The organism is Streptomyces sp. NPDC059861, from assembly GCF_042731435.1.
GTDB lineage: Bacteria > Actinomycetota > Actinomycetes > Streptomycetales > Streptomycetaceae > Streptomyces.
The window spans coordinates 35448-58658 of the sequence record NZ_JBHWJQ010000029.1 but is presented as its reverse complement, the minus strand read 5'-3'; the positions used below and the strand labels follow the sequence as shown (position 1 = coordinate 58658).

Annotated in this window: 20 protein-coding genes and 1 tRNA gene; 12 read left to right on the top strand and 9 right to left on the bottom strand. The window is 71.6% G+C overall.

Going from position 1 to position 23211, the window contains the following annotated elements; all coding sequences use genetic code 11:
- Positions 1–157: 157 nt before the first annotated feature.
- Together ACFV6X_RS24165 and ACFV6X_RS24160 are read left to right on the top strand one after the other, a co-directional pair.
- On the top strand, positions 158–1477 hold the full coding sequence (locus ACFV6X_RS24165; protein WP_385386642.1) for a phosphatase PAP2 family protein: 1320 nt from the start codon (positions 158–160) through the stop codon (positions 1475–1477).
- A 197-nt stretch (positions 1478–1674) separates the two neighbouring features.
- A complete protein-coding gene (locus tag ACFV6X_RS24160; protein WP_385386640.1) occupies positions 1675–2109 on the top strand; it encodes a VOC family protein in 435 nt (144 codons plus the stop codon).
- A 66-nt stretch (positions 2110–2175) separates the two neighbouring features.
- On the opposite strand, the gene ACFV6X_RS24155 is transcribed toward ACFV6X_RS24160, so the two are convergent.
- Positions 2176–2880, bottom strand: a complete 705-nt coding sequence (locus ACFV6X_RS24155) for an FG-GAP repeat domain-containing protein (protein WP_385386638.1) — start codon at positions 2878–2880, stop codon at positions 2176–2178.
- A gap of 65 nt (positions 2881–2945) precedes the next feature.
- A complete protein-coding gene (locus ACFV6X_RS24150) occupies positions 2946–3512 on the bottom strand; it encodes a Uma2 family endonuclease (RefSeq protein ID WP_385386636.1) in 567 nt (188 codons plus the stop codon).
- 391 nt (positions 3513–3903) lie between these two features.
- On the opposite strand from ACFV6X_RS24150, the gene ACFV6X_RS24145 reads away from it, so the two are divergent.
- Positions 3904–4611, top strand: coding sequence for a site-specific integrase (locus ACFV6X_RS24145; protein ID WP_385386733.1), 708 nt, complete (start codon positions 3904–3906; stop codon positions 4609–4611).
- A 7-nt stretch (positions 4612–4618) separates the two neighbouring features.
- Here the strand turns inward: ACFV6X_RS24145 and ACFV6X_RS24140 are convergent.
- From ACFV6X_RS24140 to ACFV6X_RS24130, 3 genes are all read right to left on the bottom strand, one after another.
- A tRNA-Arg gene (locus ACFV6X_RS24140) sits at positions 4619–4691 on the bottom strand.
- A gap of 144 nt (positions 4692–4835) precedes the next feature.
- Entirely contained in the window at positions 4836–6509 is a 1674-nt protein-coding gene (locus ACFV6X_RS24135; protein WP_385386634.1) for an IclR family transcriptional regulator C-terminal domain-containing protein, read from the bottom strand.
- Positions 6510–6591: 82 nt separating this feature from the next.
- Positions 6592–7875: a M6 family metalloprotease domain-containing protein gene (locus ACFV6X_RS24130; RefSeq protein ID WP_385386632.1), complete on the bottom strand. Its 1284-nt coding sequence runs from the start codon at positions 7873–7875 to the stop codon at positions 6592–6594.
- A gap of 367 nt (positions 7876–8242) precedes the next feature.
- On the opposite strand from ACFV6X_RS24130, the gene ACFV6X_RS24125 reads away from it, so the two are divergent.
- Together ACFV6X_RS24125 and ACFV6X_RS24120 are read left to right on the top strand one after the other, a co-directional pair.
- Complete coding sequence (locus ACFV6X_RS24125; protein WP_365459424.1) at positions 8243–8890, top strand: helix-turn-helix domain-containing protein; 648 nt, start codon at positions 8243–8245, stop codon at positions 8888–8890.
- Between the two features lie 182 nt (positions 8891–9072).
- Entirely contained in the window at positions 9073–10602 is a 1530-nt protein-coding gene (locus ACFV6X_RS24120; protein ID WP_385386630.1) for an MFS transporter, read from the top strand.
- Between the two features lie 65 nt (positions 10603–10667).
- Here ACFV6X_RS24120 and ACFV6X_RS24115 read toward each other — a convergent pair whose 3' ends face one another.
- Positions 10668–11195, bottom strand: a complete 528-nt coding sequence (locus ACFV6X_RS24115; protein WP_385386628.1) for a MarR family winged helix-turn-helix transcriptional regulator — start codon at positions 11193–11195, stop codon at positions 10668–10670.
- A 109-nt stretch (positions 11196–11304) separates the two neighbouring features.
- Here ACFV6X_RS24115 and ACFV6X_RS24110 point away from each other — a divergent pair, with 109 nt between their 5' ends.
- Positions 11305–12096 (top strand): dioxygenase, encoded by a 792-nt coding sequence (locus ACFV6X_RS24110; RefSeq protein ID WP_385386626.1) that lies wholly within the window; start codon positions 11305–11307, stop codon positions 12094–12096.
- Between the two features lie 15 nt (positions 12097–12111).
- Here ACFV6X_RS24110 and ACFV6X_RS24105 read toward each other — a convergent pair whose 3' ends face one another.
- Positions 12112–12699 (bottom strand): GNAT family N-acetyltransferase, encoded by a 588-nt coding sequence (locus ACFV6X_RS24105; protein ID WP_385386624.1) that lies wholly within the window; start codon positions 12697–12699, stop codon positions 12112–12114.
- Positions 12700–12882: 183 nt separating this feature from the next.
- On the opposite strand from ACFV6X_RS24105, the gene ACFV6X_RS24100 reads away from it, so the two are divergent.
- Entirely contained in the window at positions 12883–13881 is a 999-nt protein-coding gene (locus ACFV6X_RS24100; RefSeq protein WP_385386623.1) for an RNA polymerase sigma factor RpoD/SigA, read from the top strand.
- A 437-nt stretch (positions 13882–14318) separates the two neighbouring features.
- Positions 14319–14999 (top strand): TetR/AcrR family transcriptional regulator, encoded by a 681-nt coding sequence (locus tag ACFV6X_RS24095; RefSeq protein WP_385386622.1) that lies wholly within the window; start codon positions 14319–14321, stop codon positions 14997–14999.
- Between the two features lie 72 nt (positions 15000–15071).
- Here ACFV6X_RS24095 and ACFV6X_RS24090 read toward each other — a convergent pair whose 3' ends face one another.
- Positions 15072–16034 (bottom strand): helix-turn-helix transcriptional regulator, encoded by a 963-nt coding sequence (locus ACFV6X_RS24090; protein ID WP_385386621.1) that lies wholly within the window; start codon positions 16032–16034, stop codon positions 15072–15074.
- A gap of 62 nt (positions 16035–16096) precedes the next feature.
- Here ACFV6X_RS24090 and ACFV6X_RS24085 point away from each other — a divergent pair, with 62 nt between their 5' ends.
- The 4 genes from ACFV6X_RS24085 to ACFV6X_RS24070 all read left to right on the top strand — a co-directional run bounded on the left by ACFV6X_RS24085 (position 16097) and on the right by ACFV6X_RS24070 (position 22198).
- Positions 16097–17629 (top strand): MFS transporter, encoded by a 1533-nt coding sequence (locus tag ACFV6X_RS24085; protein WP_385386619.1) that lies wholly within the window; start codon positions 16097–16099, stop codon positions 17627–17629.
- Positions 17630–17815: 186 nt separating this feature from the next.
- A complete protein-coding gene (locus ACFV6X_RS24080; protein WP_385386617.1) occupies positions 17816–18577 on the top strand; it encodes a DeoR/GlpR family DNA-binding transcription regulator in 762 nt (253 codons plus the stop codon).
- A complete protein-coding gene (gene pfkB / locus ACFV6X_RS24075) occupies positions 18574–19521 on the top strand; it encodes a 1-phosphofructokinase (protein ID WP_385386615.1) in 948 nt (315 codons plus the stop codon). The genes ACFV6X_RS24080 and pfkB overlap by 4 nt, the downstream gene beginning before the upstream one ends.
- A gap of 292 nt (positions 19522–19813) precedes the next feature.
- The gene (locus tag ACFV6X_RS24070) at positions 19814–22198 is read left to right on the top strand and encodes a fructose-specific PTS transporter subunit EIIC (protein WP_385386613.1); all 2385 of its coding nucleotides are present in this window, start codon (positions 19814–19816) and stop codon (positions 22196–22198) included.
- 140 nt (positions 22199–22338) lie between these two features.
- Here the strand turns inward: ACFV6X_RS24070 and ACFV6X_RS24065 are convergent, their stop codons facing one another.
- Positions 22339–23085, bottom strand: coding sequence for a DUF6227 family protein (locus tag ACFV6X_RS24065; protein WP_385386611.1), 747 nt, complete (start codon positions 23083–23085; stop codon positions 22339–22341).
- Positions 23086–23211 lie beyond the last annotated feature (126 nt).

Genomic DNA, 23211 nt, shown 5'->3' with positions numbered 1-23211 from the left:
CCGACCTTAAGGTGGCGACCGGAACCACCTTGACGTGCACTTGATATCCAGAAAATCGGCCCAAAAATTGAGAAACGTATCATCACGGGCTTCCTCGCGAATAAGTCGCAGGATCCCGTTCTCCGTATGGCGTCACCCACGGGCGAGACTCTGGGCCGTGGCGGGTGTCGTGGCCATCGGATTCCTCATCGCGCTGGAGATCGCCGCACGCCGCTACGGCCTGCCCGGGCCGATCACCAATCAGGTGCGAGAGGTGATATTCGCCCCCAAATCCGGCTTTTTGCTGTACGCGGGCATGGCATTGATGATGGTGGTGCTGACCTGGCGGCAACGATTCGTCGCGACAGGTGCCGCGATCGGTATCGACCTCGCCTTCTTGGTGGTCCGGTGGGCCGTCGGCGCCGAGACCACCGGCGGCCACCCCTTCGGCAACGGCGCGGTGTGGGTGATTCTGGGCTGCGCGGTCATCGCGCTCACCCGCCGTACCGGCCGGGAACGCGTCCTGCTGCTGAAGGGCGTCGGGCTGGCCCTGCTGCTGGTGGCCGGCCGCAAGACCGGCGACATCTGGCTGCTCATCACCTCCAAGAGCCGTCCGGAAGTGCTCGACCAGTACCTGGCGACCGCCGATCACGCGCTCGGCAACCCGTCGTGGCTGGCGGGCCGCCTCCTGACGGCCACCGGCCCCATCGGCTTCAACTTCCTCGACATCGTCTACGGCCAACTCGCGGTGGCCGCGGTCGTCGTCGCGCTCTACCAACTGCGCGCCGTGGCGGTCGAGCGCCGCTTCCCGGGCCACCACCTGGTGCGCACCTTCCTGGTGATAGGCCTCCTCGGCCCCGCCATCTACATGATCTTCCCGGTGGTCGGACCGATCTTCGCCTACGGCACCGGCGCCGAGCACTGGGCATCGGTGAGCCTGTGGGCGGACACACCGTCCAGCGAGCAGTGGGCGGTCGCCGACCTGTGGCCACATACGCCCCCGCCGCTCAACACCCCGCAACACATGCCGTTCGACGAGATCACCCCGCGGAACTGCATGCCCAGCCTGCACACGGCGTGGGCCACCGCGATCTTCATCCATTCCCGGCAGGGCCCACGGCTCCTACGTTCTGCAGGAACGTTTTGGCTCATCGCCACCCTCGCCGCGACGCTGGGATTCGGCTACCACTACGGCGTGGATCTCATCGCCGGCGTGGTCTTCACGCTCACGATCGAGGCGGCTCTGCGCGCGCTCGACCGTGGCTGGGACCGATCCGCGACCCGGCTGGTCGCCCACGGCACAGCCGTCTTCGCCGCGCTCCTGGTGTCCTACCGCTTTCTGCCGTTGGAGATGGCCAGGTACCCGTGGGTGTCCGCGCCACTTCTCCTGCTGGCGATGACCTCAGTGATCCACGGCTATGTGAGGACCACCGCCCTGCCGGAACCGAAGACCCCGCCGGCGCGACAACCTGAACCGCAATCCGAACTGGTGCTGTAGTCATCGAGGCGGCCGGTCCGGAGGCAGAACAACCGCAAGTCGTGCGGACAGGCCGGGGAGCTGGGTGGCGCCGGCTGCGGTAGTAGGCCGCGGTAGTAGGCCGCGGGTGCGGCCGTATTCCGATGGCGGGCGGGGCGCCACTCGGACATCATCGCGCGCAGGGCATTGCCGTGGTGACCCCCTGTTATGGTGCGCCGATGTCATCGATCAAACAGTTCCAGGTCACCTTCGACTGCGCGGAACCTGAGCGCGTCGCCCGCTTCTGGTGCGAGGTGTTGGGGTACGTCGTGCCGCCGCCTCCGGAGGGGTTTGCCACGTGGGACGAATTCGATCGCTCGCTGCCGCCTGAGCGGCAGGGTGCGGCGTTCGCCTGCGGTGATCCCTCGGGCGTGGGCCCGCGGCTGTATTTCCAGCGCGTCCCCGAGGGCAAGGTCGTCAAGAATCGGGTGCATCTCGACGTGCGGGTCGGCACCGGGCTCGTGGGTGAAGAGCGCCTGGCCACGCTGGAAGCCGAGTGCGCACGACTCGTCGCGCTCGGCGCGACCCGCGTGCGAGTGCTGCTCGCCGATGACCACAACGAGTCGTGCATCGCGATGCAGGACATCGAGGGCAACGAGTTCTGTCTCGACTGAGAGGGACGAAGGAGTCCGCCGTCGGCGCGGCGACCGCGTCGACGGCGAACTCCCCACACCTCGGTCTCAGAACAGGCCCTTGAAGCCGTTCCAGCCCCCGCTGCCGATCAGCACGCGGCCGCCGTACGTACCGGCCCCCGTGGAGGCGTACCGCCACAGCTTCCCGGCGGTGTCCCGCGCCAGGAGATCGGGGCGTCCGTCACCGGACAGGTCACCGGTCCCGACGAGAGCGGAGTATCCGCCCCATCCGCTGCCGACCCGCACCCGTGTGGTGACGCCACCGGTGGACGTCCCGTAGTAGCGCCACAGCACACCGGCGGAGTCGACCCCGAGCAGGTCGCCACGCCCGTCCCCGTTCAGGTCCCCGGCCCCGACGACCCGCTTGTACAGCTTCCAGTTCGTCCCGATCCGCACCCGGGTCTTCAGCCGGTGATCAGCCATGCCGGCGTAGAAGTACATGTCGCCGGTGGATGCCTGACGTGCGACGAGGTCGACGAAACCGTCCCCGTTGACATCACCCGGGGACGTCAGCTGGTTGTACTGGGCCCATCCGGTGCCGATCAGCGTGTACGGCGACGAGGCGGCGACGATCTTCCCGCAGCCCGGCCGGTAGGCGCGCAGCTGGTCACCCACCCGCGCGAACACATCCGCGCACCGGTCCCCGTTCACGTCCCCGACGGGCAGGAGCACGGAGGTGGTGGCGAACTTGGTGCCGGACCCGGCGATACGGGAGGACAGCCCACCGGTCCCGTTACCCCGGTACAACGACACGGCCCCGGTCAGGCTGTCCGCTCACGCATCGCTCACGCGGTGTCGGCTGCTGAGCAGCGCGTGGGTCAGATCTGGCCGAGGTCGATCTCCACCGAGAAGGGGGCCGTTACCTTGAGGACGCCGGTGAACACGTCTCCGTCCCGGTAGGTTTTCGTCGCGGGGTCGAGAATGTAGGTGTACACGAGAGGAACGCCTGTGGCGGCCTGCTCGATCCGCCAGTAGAAGCCGATGCCTGCCTTGGCGTACTGGTCGACCTTCACGATCCGGTCGGTGGTCTCTGAGCCCGGCGACACCACCTCCGCGACCAGCAGCACGTGCTCAGGGCGGGTGGGGGTGATGTCGATCGTGTCTGCGCGGTACACGACGACGTCCGGACGGCGATTGGTGAGCGGGACGTCCTGAAGCCGGACGTCGAAGTCCGTGTCGGCGTTCCACTCCGGGCCCGCTGCGGCATCCAGGGCGTTCGTCAGAATCCGGGCCAACCTGTTGTGCCGCTTGGATGCACTCGGACTCACGACGATCATGCCGTCCACGATCTCGATGCCGGCGCACTGCTCCTCGGACCAGGACTCGTACTCCTCCGCCGTGATCTGCTCATGCATCCACGCCGGGGCCACCATCTCGGCCGTCATGAAGCACCTCCCGGACACTGTGCCGCGGGCCCGATCCCGCTGGGTTCAGCGTACTGTCTGCCGTCCGTGCGGCATGCTGATCTCGTTCACGCCCCTCCCCGTCGGCCGGCATCCGACCAGCGAGCCCACGACAAGTGAGGAAGCGGCGCGGTGGACTCATCACCAGGGGATCGGAGGGGCGGCTGGCTGGGTCCTGGCTACCAAGGTCATGGCAGGATGTCCCGCCGACCAGTCGTCAGTGACTTGCTTCAGGCGCATCAGCCGGCGATTCCGGCGACTGGACGGATACGGCAGCCGACGGAGGACCGCCTGTACGCGCTGTTCCACCTGATCGCGTTCCGCGGACTGCGGCGGGGCGAGGCGTGCAGGCGGAAAGTGGACCGACACCGACCTGGACGCCGGCCTCATCACCGTCGCCGAGCAACTCGTCGTAGACGGCTGGGAGGTGTACGAGGACGACCCCAAGACCGGTGCCGGCGCTCGCACCATCACGCTGGACTCCGACACGGTCCAGGCCCTCAAGCGGCACCGCGCCCAGCAGGACAAGGACCGTAAGGAGTGGGAGAACGCCTGGGTGGAGACCGGCCGCGTCTTCACCCAGGAGAACGGCGAGATGCTCCACCCCGCCAATGTCACACGGCAGTTCATCGAGCTGTACGAGGAGATCGACCTCCCACCTGTCCGGCTCCACGACCTCCGTCATGGCGCCGTGAGGCCGGCTCATGCGGCCGGGGCCGACCTGAAGGACATCCAGGAGATGCTCGGCCACTCCTCGATCACCATCACGGCCGACACGTACACGAGCCTCCTCCCGGAGGCGGACTTGGCGATCGCCGAGGCAGCAGCTCGGCTCGTACCGCGTGCCCGCGCCACCTCGGAGAACACCGCTCCCGAAGCGGAGCCCGAGGAGCCTGGGGAGCCCGACGAGGCCGATGAGGCGGAGGTGGATTCCGTGCCGGATGGTGCTGGTCCGTCAGGAGAGATATCGGAGCCTGACCCCCATCCGCTCACGCACCCCTCACGCAAACGGCCCCGGACGAGGAGTCCGAGGCCGAGTAGGAGCCTTCCCTGGGGGAGAAACCCCAGTTCAGAGCGGTAACGCGTTGTGCCCCCGGCAGGATTCGAACCTGCGACACCCGCTTTAGGAGAGCGGTGCTCTATCCCCTGAGCTACGAAGGCGGGGCTCCCTGAGGTGGATCAGGGTGCTCGGTCCACAGGGTACCGGATCGGGATGGGGCGAGGGTGCGGCCCGGGGTTGGGGTTGCGTGGACGCCGGGCGGGCGCGGGCTCGCCGGTCTGCCCCGCCGCGTGACCGGGCGTCGGCTAGCTCAGGGGGATCCGGGTGAACCGTGCCGACACGTGCAGGTCCGCCTCGATGGCGTCGGCCGTCTCGCGGAGGGCCGGGGCGAGGTGGTCGACGCATTCCCGGAGGGTGTGCCGGGAGGTGTGCATCGCCGTGTTGAGGGCGGCCACCGCCCGGCCCGTGCGGTCGCGGACAGGTACCGCCAGCGAGCGCAGGCCCTCCTCCAGTTCCTCGTCGACCAGCGCGTAGCCCTGGTCCCGTACCTCGTCCAGGGCGCGGGTCAGGGCCTTCGGGTCGGTGAGGGTGCGGGGGGTGAGCGGGCGCAGCGGGCCGAGGACGCGGTCGGCGGGCGGGAGGTCCGCCAGCAGGACGCGGCCCATGGACGTGGCGTAGGCGGGCAGCCGGGTGCCCACGGTGATGTTCACGCTCATCACCCGGGCGGTCGCCACCCGTGCCGTGTACTGGATCTCGTCGCCGGCCGCCGTCAGCACGGCGAGTGACGTCGACTCGTGGATGCGCTCGGCCAGGCTCGCCAGGTGCGGGGCGGCGATGTGGGGCAGCGAGGTGCGGGACAGGAGCGGGTAGCCGAGGCCGAGGACCCGGGGGGTGAGGGTGAAGGTGCCGGGGCGGGGCTGGGCGACCAGGCCGAGGTGTTCGTAGGTGATCAGGGCCCGGCGGGCGGTGGCGCGGGCCAGGCCGGTCGCCTTCGCCACCTCCGTCAGGGTGAGTTCCGCCCGGCCCGCGCCGAACGCGGTGGGGACGGTCAGGCCGCGGGCCAGCGACTCCACGAACTCCCTGCCCAGTTCCTGCTTCGAGGCGCCCGTCCAGGTCGCGAGGCCCGAGGGGGCCGGGGCGGGCTCGGGGCGCGGCGCCGCGCGCAGGTCCTCCTCCATCGCCGCCACCGCCGCGCGCAGCCGGGGCAGCAGCGTGTCGCGCAGGCCGGCCGCGGTGTGCCGGCTGGTGTGGCTGACCACGCTCGCCGCGCACGTGATCCGGCCGGTGCGGGGATCGCGTACCGGAACCGCCACCGCGACCAGGCCGGGCTCGATCAACTGGTCGTCCAGCGTCCACCCGTCCGCCCGGGCCCCGGCCGAGCGCCGGGTGAACTCCTCGGCGGTCAGCGGGTGTTCGGCCGGGGGTACGGCGGGGAAGCCGTGGTTCGCCGGGTCCGCCGCCCGGCGGGCCCGCCAGCGCTTCCAGTCCTCGCCCGTCCACTCCGTGGCGAACAGCGGGCCCGGCGCGGTGCGTTCGGCGGGCAGCAGGTCGCCGATGCGGAAGCTCAGGGACATCGCGCGGCGCCGGGTGGCCTGGTGGATGAAGCGGATGCCGTCGCCGTCGGCGACCGCGAGGGACACCGACTCGTCCAGTTCGTCGGCGAGGGCGTCCGCGTGGGCGTCCAGCAGGGCGGGCAGGCGCAGGGCGGCCAGATAGGCGTTGCCGAGCTCCATCAGGCGGGGGGCGAGGACCGCGTCGCGGCCGTCCAGGCGGACGTACCCCATGTGCGCGAGGGTCGAGGTGATGCGGTCGACCGTGGAACGGGCGAGGCCGGTGGCGCGTTCCAGGGCGCTCAGGCTCAGGGTGCCGCCCGCCTCCGTCAGCTGCCGCAGCACGGCGATCCCGCGGATCAGCGGTGTGACCGCCTCGTCCGGCACGGCCGGTGCGGCGGCCTCCTTCAGGGTGGGGTTGGCGGGCATCTTCTCTCCGGTACGGCGATCGCGGCAGGCCTACCGTAACGGCGGATCCCCCTCCCGCGTCCGGCCACCGCGGTGCGCGCCCCTAGCGTCGCGTGACCCGCACCGTGTGGTTCCCCTTCACGTCCGCCCCCGCGACCACGATCCGCACGCCCCGCTCCCGGTCCTCGAAGGCCTCCCCGGGGGTGAACGTGGCGTCCGACAGTTCGGCGTGGACGTTGGGGCTGCGCGTGCAGCCGCCGCTGTCCCGGCGGGAGTCGTACACCCGTATCGGGCCGTGGCCGGTGTCCACCTCCGCGTCGACCTTGTAGATCAGCAGACCCGGCCGGCACACCGCCTCGTCGTTGCCGTCGGGGGTGCGCAGCTCGACGGCGTACCCCGAGCGCCGGTCGATGGGTATGAAGATCAGCTTGACCCCGCCCGAGCGGGCCAGCGGGGTGAGGGTGTGCTCGGTGGTGCCGGGGGAGGACGCGCAGTGCACCTGTGCCGTGTCCAGCCACCCCAGCTTCCACTTGTGCCAGCCGAGGAGGTCGTTGTTGGCGCCCCAGTCCTCGCTCATGATGTCCCAGTGCCCGACCGTGCCCCCGCCTTCCTGCGTGTAGAGGTCGGGCAGACCGAAGACATGGCCGTTCTCGTGCGGCAGGACGCGGTAGCCGGTGTCGGAGTAGGTGCCGGAGCCGTCGTCCTGGCGGGAGTAGACGAACGAGGCGTTGGCGACGGGCACCCCGTCCGCCGTCGGCGCCTCGTCGTTGCCCGCGAAGGTCACCGAGAGGACCGTGTCCAGTGCCGACGGGCCCGCGTTCGGCGTCACCAGCACGTTCAGCAGGTCGTACTCGCGGAAGTCGACCTTGGGGTCGGCCGCGGCCACTATGTCCCGCACCAGCTCCCGGTAGCCGGGGTCGAAAGGGGCGCCGCGTTCTATGCCGTACGCCTGGAAGGACTTCGGCATCCGCAGCCAGTCGGCGATCGGGGTCTGCGGGCGGTAGTCCAGGCGGCCGTAGGAGCTGGTGCGGAACCACTCCTGGGTCTGCGGGAAGAACTCGTCGAACCGGTCCAGCGCCTTGCCCTTGCCGGGCGCGTCGGAGAAGTCGACCATCACCGTGAGGGCGCGGACGGTGCCGGTGGAGCGGGAGTAGCCGTCGGGGGTGGGTATGCCCTCCGACATCTGCACGTCGGCCTTGCCGCTGATCATGCACGGCCCGTGGGCGGAGGATCGGGCCAGGGCGGTGGTCGGCCGCGCTCCCGCCGTCGCCGAGCCCACCGTATGGTGGCCCGTGCCGGCCGAGGTGCTCACTGCGAGGGTCACTGCGGTCACGGCGCCGAGCGCGGCCGCTCGGCGCGGGCGTATCCGACGGCGGGACGGCTGCATGCTTGGACCTTTCGCTCCAGGCAGCCACCCGTCTCCGGCTGCACCCTTGCGATTCACCCTGTGCCGGGTGTGGCGCGGGCGCGCGCTGGAGCCGACCGATCGTGGGTTCGCGGTGAGTAAGCGCAGGTCGGTGGGGGTGTGGTCGAGCGGATGGAGCACTGTGACGCGGGTCATAGGAAATCATTCGGCGGGTGGGAAATAACCGGGGATCGATTCCCCGTTTAACCACGCGTACGAGCGAAACGGGGGATCACTCCCCGGAACGCGCCACCGACGAGCGCCATCACCCTGAGCCACGGCTACCCGGCCGCTCAGCCGGCCAGCTACTCATCCATTCACCACTCATCCACTCATCCAGGAGTACGCCGTGCAGACCGCCACCCCCGAACGACGCAAGGCGACCCGGCCGCGCGCCGACGCCCTGCGCAACCGGGAGCGGATCGTCACCGCCGCCCGCGAGATGTTCGTCGAGCACGGGCCGGACGTGCCCCTCGACGAGATCGCCCGCCGGGCCGGCGTCGGCAACGCCACGGTGTACCGCAACTTCCCGGACCGCGACGCCCTGGTCCGCGAGGTCGTCTGCTCGGTCATGGACCGTACCGCCCTGGCCGCCGAGCAGGCCCTGGCCGAGAACGGCGACGCCTTCGCCGCGCTGGAGCGCTTCGTGCACGCCTCCGCCGACGAGCGGATCAGCGCGCTGTGCCCGATGATCTCCAGCACCTTCGACGAGCACCACCCCGACCTGCTGGCCGCGCGCGGCCGGGTCGAGCAGCTCGTCGACGAGGTCATGGCCCGCGCCAAGGCGGCCGGGCAGCTCCGCACCGACGTGGGGGTCGGCGATCTGATGATCGTCGTCGCCCAGCTCAGCCGGCCTCCGGCCGGTGCCGCGTGTTTCAGCGTCGACCGCTTCGTGCACCGGCATCTGCAGATGTTCCTGGACGGCCTGCGGGCACCGGCCCGCTCGGGCAGCCTGCCCGGCACGGCCGTGACCCTGGAGGACCTGCGCCAGGCCTGACAGCCGATCCCTTTCCGTTTACCTCCGTTCTGTTCCGTAGCTCCGTAGTCCCTGGCTCCGGGGCCCGCTCCGTAGCCCGCGGCTCCGTCAGCTCGGTAGCTCCGCAAGTCCTTGTCGTCCCGAAGTCATTTTTTCGTCCCGAAGTCTCTTTTCCGTCCCGAAGTCCCGAAGTGGGTACACCCATGTCTGAAACAGCCGTCAAGGCTCCCGGCGTCCCCGACGCCAACCGCTGGAAAGCGCTGGTCTTCATCGCGCTCGCCCAGCTGATGGTCGTCCTCGACGCCACCATCGTGAACATCGCCCTGCCCTCCGCCCAGCAGGACCTCGGCATCTCCGACGGCAACCGGCAGTGGGTCGTCACGGCCTACGCCCTCGCCTTCGGCGGGCTGCTGCTGTTCGGCGGCCGGATAGCCGACCTGTGGGGCCGCAAGCGCGCCTTCGTGGTCGGTCTGGCCGGCTTCGCCCTCGCCTCCGCGCTGGGCGGTGCCGCCACCAACGAGGCGATGATGTTCGGCGCCCGCGCCCTCCAGGGTGTCTTCGGCGCCCTGCTGGCCCCCGCCGCGCTCTCCCTGCTCGCCGTGATGTTCACCGACGCCAAGGAGCGCGCCAAGGCGTTCGGCATCTACGGCGCCATCGCCGGTGGTGGCGGTGCCGTCGGTCTGATCCTCGGCGGTTTCCTCACCGAGTACCTGGACTGGCGCTGGACGTTCTACGTCAACGTCCCGTTCGCGGTGGTCGCCGCGGCCGGTGCCTGGTTCGTCATCCGTGAGCCCGGAGGCGCCCGCAACCGCTCCTCGCTCGACATCCCCGGCGTCATCCTGTCCACCTTCGGCCTGGTCGCGCTGGTCTACGGCTTCACCCGCGCCGAGTCCGAGGGCTGGAGCGACGCCGTGACCATCGCGATGTTCGTCGCGTCGGTCGTGCTGCTCGCCACGTTCGTGTTCGTCGAGGCGCGGGTCAAGGCCCCGCTGCTGCCGCTGCGCGTGATCACCGAGCGCAACCGCGGTGGCATCTACCTCTCGCTCGGCCTCGCGATCATCGCGATGTTCGGCCTGTTCCTCTTCCTGACCTACTACCTCCAGGTAGTGAAGGGCTACTCGCCGGTCAGGACGGGCTTCGCGTTCCTCCCGATGATCGCCGGCATGATCACCGGCTCCACCCAGATCGGCACCCGCCTGATGACCCGGGTCGCCCCGCGCCTGCTGATGGGCCCGGGCTTCCTGGTCGCCGCGCTCGGCATGCTGCTGCTGACCCAGCTGGAGATCGGCTCCTCGTACGCCGCTCTGCTGCTGCCGGCGATGCTGCTGCTCGGCCTCGGCATGGGTACGGCGTTCATGCCTGCGATGTCCCTGGCCACGCAGGGCGTCGAGCCGCGGGACGCCGGTGTCGCCTCCGCGATGGTCAACACCTCGCAGCAGGTGGGCGGCGCGATCGGCACGGCCCTGCTGAACACCATCGCCGCCTCGGCGACGACCTCGTACATCGCCGACCACATCGGCTCGGCGACCTCCCGCTCGCAGCAGCAGCTCGTCCAGCTGGAGGGCCAGGTCCAGGGCTACACCAGTGCCATCTGGTTCGCCGTCGGAATCCTGGTCGTCGCCGCGGCGATCGCCCTGACCCTCGTCAACGCCGGCCGCCCGGACATGGGCGCGGTCACGGGCGCGGGCAAGGGCGCCGACGACGAGGTGCCGGTTCCGGTGGTCGCGCACTGACCGCCTGACGGCCCCCGTCCAGTCGTACCCCTTCGGGCGTACTCCTTCGGGCGATCCGTACGACCTCAGCGAAGCCAGGGCAGATCCGCCCCGGCCTCGCTGGGCTGAAGTCCCTCGGCGACGATCCGCATGATCTCGCCGAGGGACTTCTGCTGTTCCGGGGTGAGCCGCTCGAACACCGCCTGCCGCACGGCGGCCACATGGCCCGGGGCCGAGCGCTTCAGCACCTCCAGGCCCTCCTCGGTGAGCACCGCGAACTGACCCCGCTTGTCGGAGGGGCAGTCCTCGCGACGCACCCAGCCGTTCTTCTCCAGCCGGGCGACGGCGTGCGAGAGACGGGAGCGGGTGATCTTCGCGTGCATCGCCAGCTCGGTCATCCGCAGCCGGCGGCGCGGGGACTCGGCGAGCTTGACGAGCAGGCCGTAGTAGATGTGCGGCATGCCGGCGTCGCGCTGGAGCTGGCGGTCGAGGTGGTCCTCCAGGAGGGTGGCGGCCTCGATGTACGAACGCCACACGCACTGCTCCTCGTCGGTGAGCCAGGTCGGCTCGTCGCCGGGCGCGGACGCGGGTGCGGATGTGGATGCCGTCTTCATGGGACCACTGTACGAGACTCCTCTTTGAAACTTAAACAACTGCGGCGTAAGCTCTGCAGGCGAGATTGAGAGTTCAAGTAAGTCGGTCCAGCCGGAGGGAGTCGCGGTCATGTCCGCCGCCGCTCAGGAGCGCATGCCCGTCCTGTACCTCAGCCACGGCGCCCCACCGCTGGCTGACGATCCGGTCTGGCCCGGTGAGCTGGCGGCCTGGTCCGCCGGACTGCCCCGGCCGCGCGCCGTCCTCATCGTCTCCGCCCACTGGGAGGAGGCCCCGCTGGCCCTCGGCGCCACCCGGACCGTCCCCCTGGTCCACGACTTCTGGGGCTTCCCCGAGCACTACTACCAGGTCCGCTACGGAGCTCCGGGCGCCCCCGGACTCGCCGAGTCCGTACGCAAACTGCTGCGCGCGCCCGGCATGCCCGTGCAGGACGTGCCGGACCGGGGCCTGGACCATGGCGCGTACGTGCCTCTGGTCGAGATGTACCCCGAGGCCGACCTCCCCGTCCTCCAGATCTCCATGCCGACCCTCGACCCGGTGCGGCTGATGGAGATCGGCCGGCGGCTGGCCCCGCTGCGCGACGAGGGCGTGCTCATCGTCGGCTCCGGCTTCTTCACCCACAACCTCGCCGCGCTGCGGCACCCCGGCGGGGGAGTGCCGGGCTGGTCGGCCGAGTTCGACGACTGGGGCCGGCGGGCGCTGGCGGCCGGTGACGTGGACGCGCTGCTCGACTTCATCCACACCTCCCCGGCCGGGCGGCTCGCCCATCCGCGTACGGAGCACTTCGCCCCGCTGTTCGTGACCATGGGGGCGGCGGACGCGGCGGGCGAGCTCGGGGAACAGAAGTCCGTGATCGACGGGTTCTGGATGGGACTGGCCAAGCGGTCGGTGCAGTTCGGCTGAGCTTCGGGGTTTACGTCACCGGGGACCGAGGTACCGGGCTTGGACCGCCGGGATCGAGGTACCGGGCCGAACCGCGCAGCTGGACTGCAGGGGCTTCTCGTACCAGGCCACGTCCCAGTAGCGGCCGAACTTGCGGCCGACCTCGTGGTACGTGCCGACGTGCCGGAAGCCGAAGCGCTCGTGCAGCCGCGTGGACGCCTCGTTCGGCTGCGCGATGCCGGCGTAGGCGCGGTGCAGGTCCTCGCCGGACAGGGCCTCGAAGAGGGCCTTGTACAGCAGCGTGCCGACGCCGCGGCCGGCGGCGTGCGGGGCGGCGTAGACCGTGACCTCCACGGAGGTGGAGTAGGCGGGCTTCGCGCGATAAGGGCTGGATGTGGCGTACCCCAGGATTTCCTGGGAGTCCGCGTCCGTGGCAACCATCAGGCGGTGCGGCCCGTCTACCGGATGGGAGAGCAGCCAGGGGCGGCGCTCCTCCGGAGTGAAGATCACCGTGTCGAATGTGATGGGCGTCTCACGTACATAGTGGTTGTAAAGGTCGGTGAGGGCCGCGAGATCACCCTCGACTCCTGGTCTGACCTGCACCTCTGTACGTTCCGACGGCATCGAGCCTCCTCGTGTGGCCGGACAGGGTACTGCATGATCAGAAAAATCGAGGGGTGGGTTGGGAATTGTGTCCGGATTCCAGTCGTTGTTTCCATCGGATGCAGGGCACCCGAGGACTGACCGGAGAGGGTGCCGAGCGTCTGAAGGACCACCCGCTGACCTCACCATCGCAAGGGAGCACGCATGGCAACCCGTGCCGTCGCCCGTCGTACGTCCGCCGCCGGCGAGACCGTCGACGCGGCACGCAGTGTTCGCGCCCATGGCGGCGAGATCGCGGACCGCGATCTGGTCGGCATGTATCTGGACGAGATAGCGCGTACACCTCTGCTCGACGCCGCCAAGGAGGTCGAGCTGTCCCAGACCATCGAGGCGGGTGTGTTCGCGCGACAGGTCCTCGACGGGTACGAGGAGTCGAAGGCGGACGCCAGCCGTGAGGAGCTGGAGGCCCTGGTCGCCGCGGGCGAGCGGGCCAAGGACGTCTTCATCCGCTCCAACCTCCGTCTGGTCGTCGCGGTCGCCCGTCGCTACCCGCGCAGCGGTCTGCCCCTGCTGGACCTGATCCAGGAGGGCAACGCGGGCCTGGTGCGCGCGGTCGAGAAGTTCGACTACCGCAAGGGCTTCAAGTTCTCGACGTACGCCACCTGGTGGATCCGTCAGGCGATCACCCGCTCCATAGCCGACCAGTCGCGCACCATCCGGCTCCCCGTCCACCTGGTGGAGGAGCTGGGCCGGATCCGGCGCATCCAGCGCGAGTTCAACCGCGACCACGGCCGGGACCCGGAGCCCGCCGAGATCGCCGGGGAGCTCGGCTCCACGCCGGAGCGCATCACCGACGTCCTGGACTGGGCGCGCGACCCCGTCTCGCTGAACATGTCGGTGGACGACGAGGGCGAGACCCAGTTCGGCGACCTGCTGGAGGACACCTCGGCGGTCAGCCCCGAGCAGTCCGTGATGACCCTGCTGCGCAGCGAGGAGCTGGACGACCTGATCGGCCGCCTCGACCAGCGCACGGCGTCCATCATCAAGATGCGGTACGGCATCGAGGACGGCCGGGAGCGGACCCTGACCGAGGTCGGCAAGGAGCACGGACTGACGCGGGAGCGCATCCGCCAGATCGAGAAGCACGCGCTGCTCGAGCTGAAGAAGCTGGCACGTCAGACCGGCTTCGACGCGGCCGCGTGAGGCTCGCCCGAAGTACCGCACGGAGATCGTTCCGGGGGCGTACGCCGGGGGGCGAAGGCCAGCGTGAACATGGCTGTGTAACGCCGCTTCAAAAGCGCCCGCCCGGGAACAAGACATCAGAGCACGAGAGTTCGGGCCCGAGGGTGAGACCCCCGGGCACCGGCGGCCTCCACGGTCCCACCCACGGCACCGCCCGTGACCAGCAACTGCCGTACGCCACACCACAAGCCACGTCCCGACGCACTCCCCCCGGCGCCGGGACCTCCCTGAGCCGGGCTTCGGCGCCTTCCCCCGGGCGTCGGGGCCCGGCTCTTTCCCGTCGCGTGCGTCCATCGGGCCGGTCGCGGACATGCCTGGGCGGCGGGGCACCCCGTACCTGAACCACGGGGTGGCCCGCCGGGATGGCAGATTGTGCCACATGGGCATAGCCTGCCGACGTGAGCAGCACCACCCCAGCAGAGCACTCCCGGCCCTCGTCGCCGTCCTCCTCCCTGACCGAACGGCGCAAGGCGGAGACGCGGATGGAGATCGCCCGCGCGGCGGCGGGTCTCTTCGCGCGGCGCGGGCTGCGGGCCACCCGCGCCGAGGACATCGCGCAGGCCGCGGGCATCGCACCGCGGACCTTCTACCGCTACTTCGCGTCCAAGGAGGAGGCCGTCGCCCCCCTCTACGCGGCCGGCGCCCAGCGCTGGGTGGAAGCGGTCCGCCGGGCCCCGGCCGGGCTCTCCCTCCCGCAGGCCCTGGAGCACGCCGTACGGCACACGCTGACGCCGGGCGTGGGGGTGTCGGCGCCGTCGTGGGAGTGGGTGCGCACGCTGATCCGGATGGCCGAGGCGAGTCCGGCCCTGCGCAGGGTGTGGGCCGAGGTGTGCCGGGCATCGGAGGACACGCTGGTGACGGCACTGGTGGAGCGGGCGACCGGGGTCACCGAGGGTGACGACAACGTTGCCGCGAGCGTGTCGCCGGAGTTGCGCTTCACCGCGGCGGTCGCGAGCGCGGCCGTACGGGTGGCGGTGGAGTCGTGGTCGGCCGGGACCGCCCCGGCGGCGGGACCGGAGGGGCCGGCGGAACTGGCACTGCGCAATCTGGGGGCGTTGCGAGACTTCCGGTGGACGTGACCCCCCATGTCCCACGGCGCTCCGTGCTGCCCTCACCTCACCGTCCCGGCCCATGCCTCACCGTCCCGGCCCTCACCCCGCCGCCCGGCTCAGCCGGCCCCCCAGCTCGCGGACGTGGTCCACGAGTTCCGTGGGCTCACGCACCGTGAACTCGCACCCCACCATCGCCAGCCGCGCCGCCACCCACTCCAGCGGATCGGCCGTACCGCCCCGCACCGCGCAACGGGACTCGTCGAGCGGCTCGGGCGCGCCCAGCCACCCCCGCAGCCGGGCCGCGACGACCTCGGCGGGTGCGTCGAACGTGACGCCGACCTCGTACGTCTCCTGGCGGCGCCGGATCGACTGCCGCAGGTACTCCGCCGCACTCCCCGTCGGCAGCTCCCGTGGTGTGAACCGCGCGCCGGTCGCGAACGGCTCGCTCACCCGGTCGACGCGGAAGGTCCGCCAGTCCTCGCGCCCGAGGTCGTAGGCGACGAGATACCAGCGCCGCCCGGTGGACACCAGCCGGTACGGCTCCGTCAGGCGCCGCGACTCGCTGCCGTCCCCGGCCCGGTACGCGAACCGCAGCCGCTCCTGGCCGGCCACCGTCGACGCCATCACGATCAGCGTCTCCGGCGCGATCGACGGGCCGTCGCCGCTGGTCAGTGCGGTGGTCGCGGTCTGCAGGGTCGCCACCCGGTGCCGTAGCCGGCTCGGCAGCACCTGCTCCAGCTTCGCCAGCGCCCGTACGGACGCCTCGTCCACGCCCTCCAGCGCGTGCCCCGCCCCGGCCCGCAGACCCACGGCGATCGCCACCGCCTCCTCGTCGTCGAGGACGAGGGGCGGCATGGCCTTGCCCGCGACGAGCCGGTAGCCGCCGTCCGCGCCCTTGGACGCCTGCACGGGATAGCCCAGCTCCCGCAGCCGGTCGACGTCCCGCCGCACCGTGCGCCGCGAGACCCCGAGCCGGTCGGCGAGCTCGCCGCCGGGCCATTCGCGGGGCGTCTGGAGGAGGGAGAGCAACTGAAGGAGCCGAGCCGGAGTGTCCGTCGTCATGAGTCCGAGGATGCCGCACAAGTAGGACACAATCTGACCTAATGCCGGCCTAGCGTGAAGCCATGACCTCCACCGAGACCTCACTGCCCCGGCCCCGGCCCGCCGCGCCGTCCATACCGGATCGACGCCGCTGGTTCGCGCTCGCGATCGTGATGACCGCCGCCTTCATGGACCTCGTCGACGTCACGATCGTGAACATCGCGATCCCGTCGATCCAGCGCGACGAGGGCGCCTCCTTCAGCCAGATCCAGTGGATCACCGCCGGTTACGCGCTCGCCTTCGCCGCGGGCCTGATCACCGGCGGCCGCCTGGGCGACATCCACGGCCGCAGGCGCGTCTTCCTGATCGGCATCGGCGGCTTCACCGTCGCCTCCGCGCTGTGCGGACTCGCCGCGAACCCGGAGATGCTGGTCGCCTCCCGCATCCTGCAGGGCGCGATGGCGGCGCTGATGGTGCCGCAGGTCCTTGCGATCGTGCACGCCACCTTCCCGGCCCACGAACGCGGCAAGGTCTTCGGCCTGTTCGGTGCGGTCGTCGGTCTCGGCGCGGTCTCCGGCCCGCTGCTCGGCGCGCTGCTGACCGAGTGGAACCTCTTCGGCCTCGAATGGCGCCCGATCTTCCTGATCAACCTCCCGGTCGGCATCGCGGGCCTGATCCTGGGCCGTCGCTTCATCACCGAGTCCAGGGCGCCGCACGCCCTCAAGCTGGACGTGGTCGGCGTCGTCCTGGTGACGCTGGGCCTGCTGATGCTGCTGTACCCGCTGACCCGCGGCCGCGAGCTGGGCTGGCCGCTGTGGGGGTACGTCTCGATGGGCGGCGCGCTCGTCGTGTTCGGGGCGCTGGTGGCGTACGAACGGCGCAAGTCGGCGCGGGACGGCTCCCCGCTGATCGAACTGTCGCTGTTCAAGGTCAAGAGCTTCGCCGCGGGTATCGCCGTGCAGACCGTCTTCGGTGTCGGGCTCGGGGTGTTCTTCCTGGTCTGGACCCTGTACATGCAGATCGGCCTCGGCTGGAGCGCGCTGCGGGCCGGGCTGACCGGCGTGCCGTTCTCGATCGCGGTGTCGGTCGCGGCCGGGGTGTCGGTGCAGAAGCTGGTGCCGCGCTTCGGGCGGGGTGTGCTCCAGGCCGGCGCCCTGGTGATGGCGGCCGGGCTGGGACTGTACATCTGGGAGTCCGAGCGGTACGGCCTCGGCATCGCCTCCTGGCAGATGGCCCTGCCGCTGGTCGTGATGGGCGCCGGCATGGGCCTGATCGTCGCCCCGCTGACCGACGCGATCCTCTCCGAGGTGCCGCGTGAGCACGCCGGTTCCGCGTCCGGGCTGATCAGCACGGTGCAGCAGATGGGCAACGCGCTCGGACTGGGGCTCGTGTCCGTGGTGTTCTTCGGTGTGGTCGACGACCGGATGGCGAAGGCCGGGCAGCCTGGCCCGGCGTTCGTGGACGGCTTCCAGAACGCGGTGGGCTGGGTCGCCGGCGTGATGGTGGTGATCTTCCTGCTGATGTTCGCCCTGCCGAGGAGGCCCGCACAGCACGTGGAGGGCGCTGTGGACGAGCCGGCCGCGGTGGTGGCGAAGGAGGCGGAGCTGGTGCACTGAGCGGCCCGGACGGCGGCGGCGTCTCGCGCGGGGCCCGGCACCGAGGTGCCGGGTCCCCTGTGCCGTGGAGCACGACTGAAGTCCGTTCCTGCCCGATTGAAGTCCGAACCTGTTTACTTCCCCGATGTCCAGGCGTAGCCTTCGCCTGAAACCACACGTTCGGGCACAGGTCGGAGGCGAACGGGCATGTACGCACCGGAGCGGCAACAGGAGATCCTCCGGCTCGCCCGCGACGGCGGCCGGGTGGACGTCGTGTCGCTCGCCGAGGAGTTCCAGGTCACGGCGGAGACGATCCGCCGCGACCTGAAGGCCCTCGACCGCGCCGGCCTCGTCCGCCGGGTGCACGGCGGCGCCATCCCCGTCGGCCGCCTCGACTTCGAGCCGGACCTCACCGAGCGCGAGTCCACGGCCGCCGACGAGAAGGACCGCATCGCCAAGGCGGCCCTCGCCGAACTGCCCACCGAGGGCACGGTGATCCTCGACGCCGGTACGACGGTGGTCCGCCTCGCCGCCGCCATCCCGCTGGAGGCCTCGCTCACCGTCGTCACCCACAGCCTGCCGATCGCGGCCCGTCTCGCCGACCACCCCGGCATCCAGCTCCACCTCGTCGGCGGACGCGTCCGGCACCGCACCCGCGCCGCCGTGGACGCCTGGGCACTGCGGGCGTACAGCGAGATCCGGGCCGACGTCTCGTTCGTCGCGGCCAACGGTTTCTCCCCCGAGCACGGCCTGACCACCCCCGATCTCGCCGAGGCCGCCGTCAAGCGCGCGGCCCTCGCCGCCGCCCGCCGGGTGGTGCTGCTCGCCGACTCCTCCAAGCATGGCCAGGAGCACTTCGCCCGCTTCGGTGACCTGGCCGACGTGGACCTGCTGATCACGGACGACGAGCTGAGCCCCGAGGACGCCACCGCCATCGAGGGCGGCGGCACGGAAGTGGTGCGCGCATGATCCTCACCGTCACCCCCAACCCCTCCCTCGACCGCACCTACGAGGTCCCCGCCCTGGAGCGCGGTGAGATCATCCGCGCCACCGGCGAGCGCATGGACCCCGGCGGCAAGGGCGTGAACGTCTCGCGGGCCGTCGCGGCCGCCGGACGGCGCACGGTGGCGGTACTGCCCCTGGGCGGCGCGCCGGGCGCGGTCGTCGCCGAGCTGCTCGACGCGCAGGGCATCGAGGTCGCGCCGGTCCCCATCGCGGGCGCCACCCGCTCGAACATCGCCCTCGTGGAGGCGGACGGCGTCCTCACCAAGATCAACGCACCCGGCCCCGAACTGTCGGCGCGCGAGCGGGAACTGCTCTTCGGGACGGTGCGCGCCCAGGCCCGGGACGCCGACTGGATCGCCTGCTGCGGAAGCCTGCCGCGCGGGCTCGCGCCCTCCTGGTACGCCGAGCTGGTCGCCCGCGCGCACGCCGGGGGCGCCCGGATCGCGCTGGACACCTCGGGGCGCGCCCTGCTGGAGGCGCTGCGGGAGCGGCCCGACGTGGTGAAGCCGAACGCCGAGGAGCTCGCGGAGGCCGTCGGCCGGCCGCTGGCGACGGTGGGCGACGCGGTGAAGGCGGCCGAGGAGCTGCGCGAGCGGGGCGCACGCGCCGTGCTGGCCAGCCTCGGCGCCGACGGCCAGCTGCTGGTGGACGACGCCGGCATCTGGTTCGGCAGTGCCCGCGTGGACGTCGTGCGCTCCAACGTGGGCGCCGGCGACGCCTCGCTCGCCGGCTTCCTGATCGCCGGCGGCAGCGGCCCGGAAGCCCTCGCCTCCGCCCTCGCGCACGGCGCGGCCGCCGTACAGCTGCCCGGCAGCGTGATGCCGACGCCGGGCGACCTGGACCCGGCCGCGGTGACGGTCACCTCGGACGTGCCGGTCGACCGCGAGCTGAAGGAGCCGGTGTCATGAGCGCGCGTACGGCGTTCCGCCCGGCGACCGCGGAACCGGCCGGTGTGCGGCGGGGCGCACCCTTACTCGCCGCGGCCGTCGGCCGACAGGGCACCCTGAGCCGCCCTGCCGTCCCGCGAAGGCGGGGCTTCCCCGGTCCCGCCTCCGCCACCACCCCCGCACCGCCCACCATCCCCATCCCCGTCCCCAGCCCCAGCCCCAGCCCCGTCCCCAGCCCCAGCCCCAGCCCCAGCCCCGTCCCCACCCCCGCCCACCGCACCTCACGGGCGATACGCGTGCGAAGGAGCCCGCGATGAGCGACATGATCACCGCGGACCTGGTCGATCTCGACCTGTCCGCCGACACCAAGCAAGCGGCGGCACGCGCCCTCGCCGAGCGCATGGTGACCCAGGGCCGGGTGACCGACCTGGACGGTTTCCTCGCCGACGTGGCCGCCCGTGAGGCGCAGATGCCGACCGGCCTCGACGGCGGCATCGGCATCCCGCACTGCCGTAGCGAGCACGTGACCGAGCCGACGCTCGCCTTCGGGCGCAGCGCCGGCGGGATCGACTTCGGTGCGGCGGACGGCCCAGCCGACCTGATCTTCCTGATCGCCGCGCCCGCGGGCGCCGACGACGCCCATCTCACGATCCTGTCGTCGCTGGCCCGCCAGCTGATGAACGCCGAGTTCACCGACGCGCTGCGGGCGGTCGGGGACCCGGCGGCCGCGGCGGCGCTCATCCGCGGGGACGAGACACCGGCGTCCGCCACCGCCGGTGAGGCGGCGCCGGCCACGGCGTCCGGTACGGCCTCCGGCATGGTTTCGCAGGCGGCGTCCGGCGCGGTTTCCGAGACGGCGTCCGGCGCGGTTTCCGGGACGGCGTCCGGCGCGGTTCCCGGGACGGCGTCCGGCGCGGTTCCCGAGACGGCCTCCGGCGCGGTTCCCGAGACGGCCTCCGGCACGGTTTCCGAGGCCGGCTCCGAGGACTCCGCGGCGGCGTCGGGAGCGGCCTCTCCCGGCGCCGCCACGGGTGACACCACCGGCACCGGCGCGGGGGGCACCGCCGCCGCGGCCACCACCGGCACCGGGGGGAGCACCGGCTCCGGCACCGGCACCGGCACCGGCACCGGCGAGGGCGTTGGCTCCGGCTCCGGCCCCGGCGAGGGCTTCGGCTCCGGCTCCGGCGACCCGGCCGGGGAGCGCCCCTTCCGTATCGTCGCCGTCACCTCCTGCCCCACCGGTATCGCCCACACCTACATGGCGGCCGAGTCGCTCGAGAACGCGGGCCGCGCGGCCGGAGTCGAGGTCGTCGTCGAGACGCAGGGCTCGGCCGGCTTCACCCGGCTCGACCCGGCGGTCATCGCGGCGGCGGACGGCGTGATCTTCGCCCACGACCTGCCCGTACGCGAGAAGAACCGCTTCGCCGGCAAGCCCACCGTCGACGTCGGGGTCAAGGCGGGCATCAACCGCCCGGCCGAGCTGATCACCGAGGTGCGCGGCAAGGCGGAGCGCGGTGAGGTCACCGCGGCCGCCAGGCCCGGCGGGACCCCCGTCGAGCGCGCCGGTGAGCCCGGCGAGGGCTACGGCACCAAGCTCCGCAAGTGGCTGATGTCCGGCGTGAGCTACATGGTCCCGTTCGTCGCCGCGGGCGGTCTGCTCATCGCCCTCGGTTTCGCCATCGGCGGCTACCAGGTCAACGAGGCCAAGTCCGTCACCGAGCACTTCGACTGGAGCCAGCTCGACAGCTGGGGCGCCCTGCTGTTCCAGATCGGCGGCGCGGCCTTCGGCTTCCTCGTCCCGGTCCTCGCCGGTTACATCGCCTACGGCATGGCCGACCGCCCCGGCCTCGTGCCCGGCTTCGTCGGCGGCGCGATCTCCGTGACGATCGGCGCGGGCTTCCTCGGCGGCCTGGTCGCCGGCCTCATCGCCGGCGGCGTGGTCCTGGCGATCCAGCGCGTCAGCATCCCGGCGCCCCTGCGCGGCATCATGCCCGTGGTGGTGATCCCGCTGATCTCCTCGGCGATCGTCGGGTTCCTGATGTTCGTGGTCATCGGCAAGCCCATCGCCGAGGCCCAGAAGGCCCTCACCGACTGGCTGAACGGCCTGTCCGGCGCCAACGCCGTCCTCCTCGGCGTGCTGCTCGGCCTGATGATGTGCTTCGACCTCGGTGGCCCGGTGAACAAGGTGGCCTACACCTTCGCCACGGCCGGCATCTCCGTCGCGGCGCCCAGCGACTCCGCGATGAAGATCATGGCCGCGGTGATGGCCGCGGGCATGGTCCCGCCGCTGGGCCTGGCCCTGGCCACCACCGTCCGCAGGAAGCTGTTCACCGACGCCGAACGCGAGAACGGCAAGGCCGCCTGGGTGCTCGGCGCCTCCTTCATCTCGGAGGGCGCCATCCCGTTCGCGGCCGCCGACCCGCTGCGGGTCATCCCGTCCGCCATGGCGGGCGGCGCGGTCACCGGCGCCCTGGCCATGTCGTTCGGCTCGACCCTGCGCGCCCCGCACGGCGGCATCTGGGTCACCTTCCTGATCGGCAAGCCGCTGCTGTACCTGCTGGCCATCGCGGCCGGTACGGCGGTCACGGCGGGCCTGGTCATCCTTCTCAAGGGCCTGCGCAAGCCGGCCCCCGGCGCCAAGGAGGCCGAGCCGGTGACCGTACCGGCGGAGGCCAGGCAGCCGGTGGCGGCGGCGTAGTCACCGAGGCGACGGCAAGCCTGGCAAAGGCGGCGCGGCCCGGGACCGACTCAGGTCCCGGGCCGCGCTGTCGGTCGATGGGCTCGCGCCTCAGCACGGTCGACGGGGGCGTCCCTCAGGACGGTCGACGGGCTCGCGCCTCAGGACAACTGCGCGGCCCTGCGCTCCATGGCCTCCCGGGCCGCGTCCTGCGTCGTGTACACCTCGCACATGTGCCGGCCGTCCGGTGTGGCCGTGTGCTCCACCTCCCACAGGGAGACCTCCTGCCCGTCGCACAGCAGGAACGCGTGCTCGTAGAGCGAGAAGCCAAGCCCGGCCCGACCCGCGCGGCAGGGCCTTCCGAAGGCCTGCGTGATCTGGTGGGCGCACGCCGTGGCGAGCAGCGCGGCCGTCTCCGCGCCCGGCCGGTCCGGGTTCTCCGCGCGGCGCAGCAGCCGGCGGGCGTGATCCGCCGAGTCGTCCGGCACGTACGCGTGCCGCGGCGTGGGGACCGACGACAGGTCCACCGGCACCGGCAGCTCGAAGTCCGGCGTCTCCGTGGGCAGCGGGAGCCGGGTGCCCGCGGCGCGCAGCTCCTCCGAGTCGACGTACACCTCGTGCTGCGGGGCGCCCCCGGGCGTGGTGTTGTGGACGAGCTCCCAGAGGGTGAGCGCCGAGCCGTCGGCGAGCAGCCAGGTGTGCCGGTACGTCTCCTGGTGCAGTCCCGCGCTGTGGTGCGCGGAGTGCAGCGAACTGTCGTGCGCCAGCGCGCTGTCGAGTCGCCCGATCGTCTCGTCGGGCAGCTCGAACGAGTTCAGAGCGCGCCCGAGCAGCCGCTCGAGGTGCTCCTCCGGAGACTCGGGCGAATCGGCTGGCTCGTACGCTGCCGTCTCGTACGGAACGCTCAAGGTTTCTCCCGGCGTTGCTGCATGTCACCTTGTGGGTGCATACCGTAGCCCCTCGGTCGGACATCATGTCCGGGAACCGAGAAAACGTTTGCCGGGAAAACGGCCGGGCCGCGCGAGAAGTTCCCA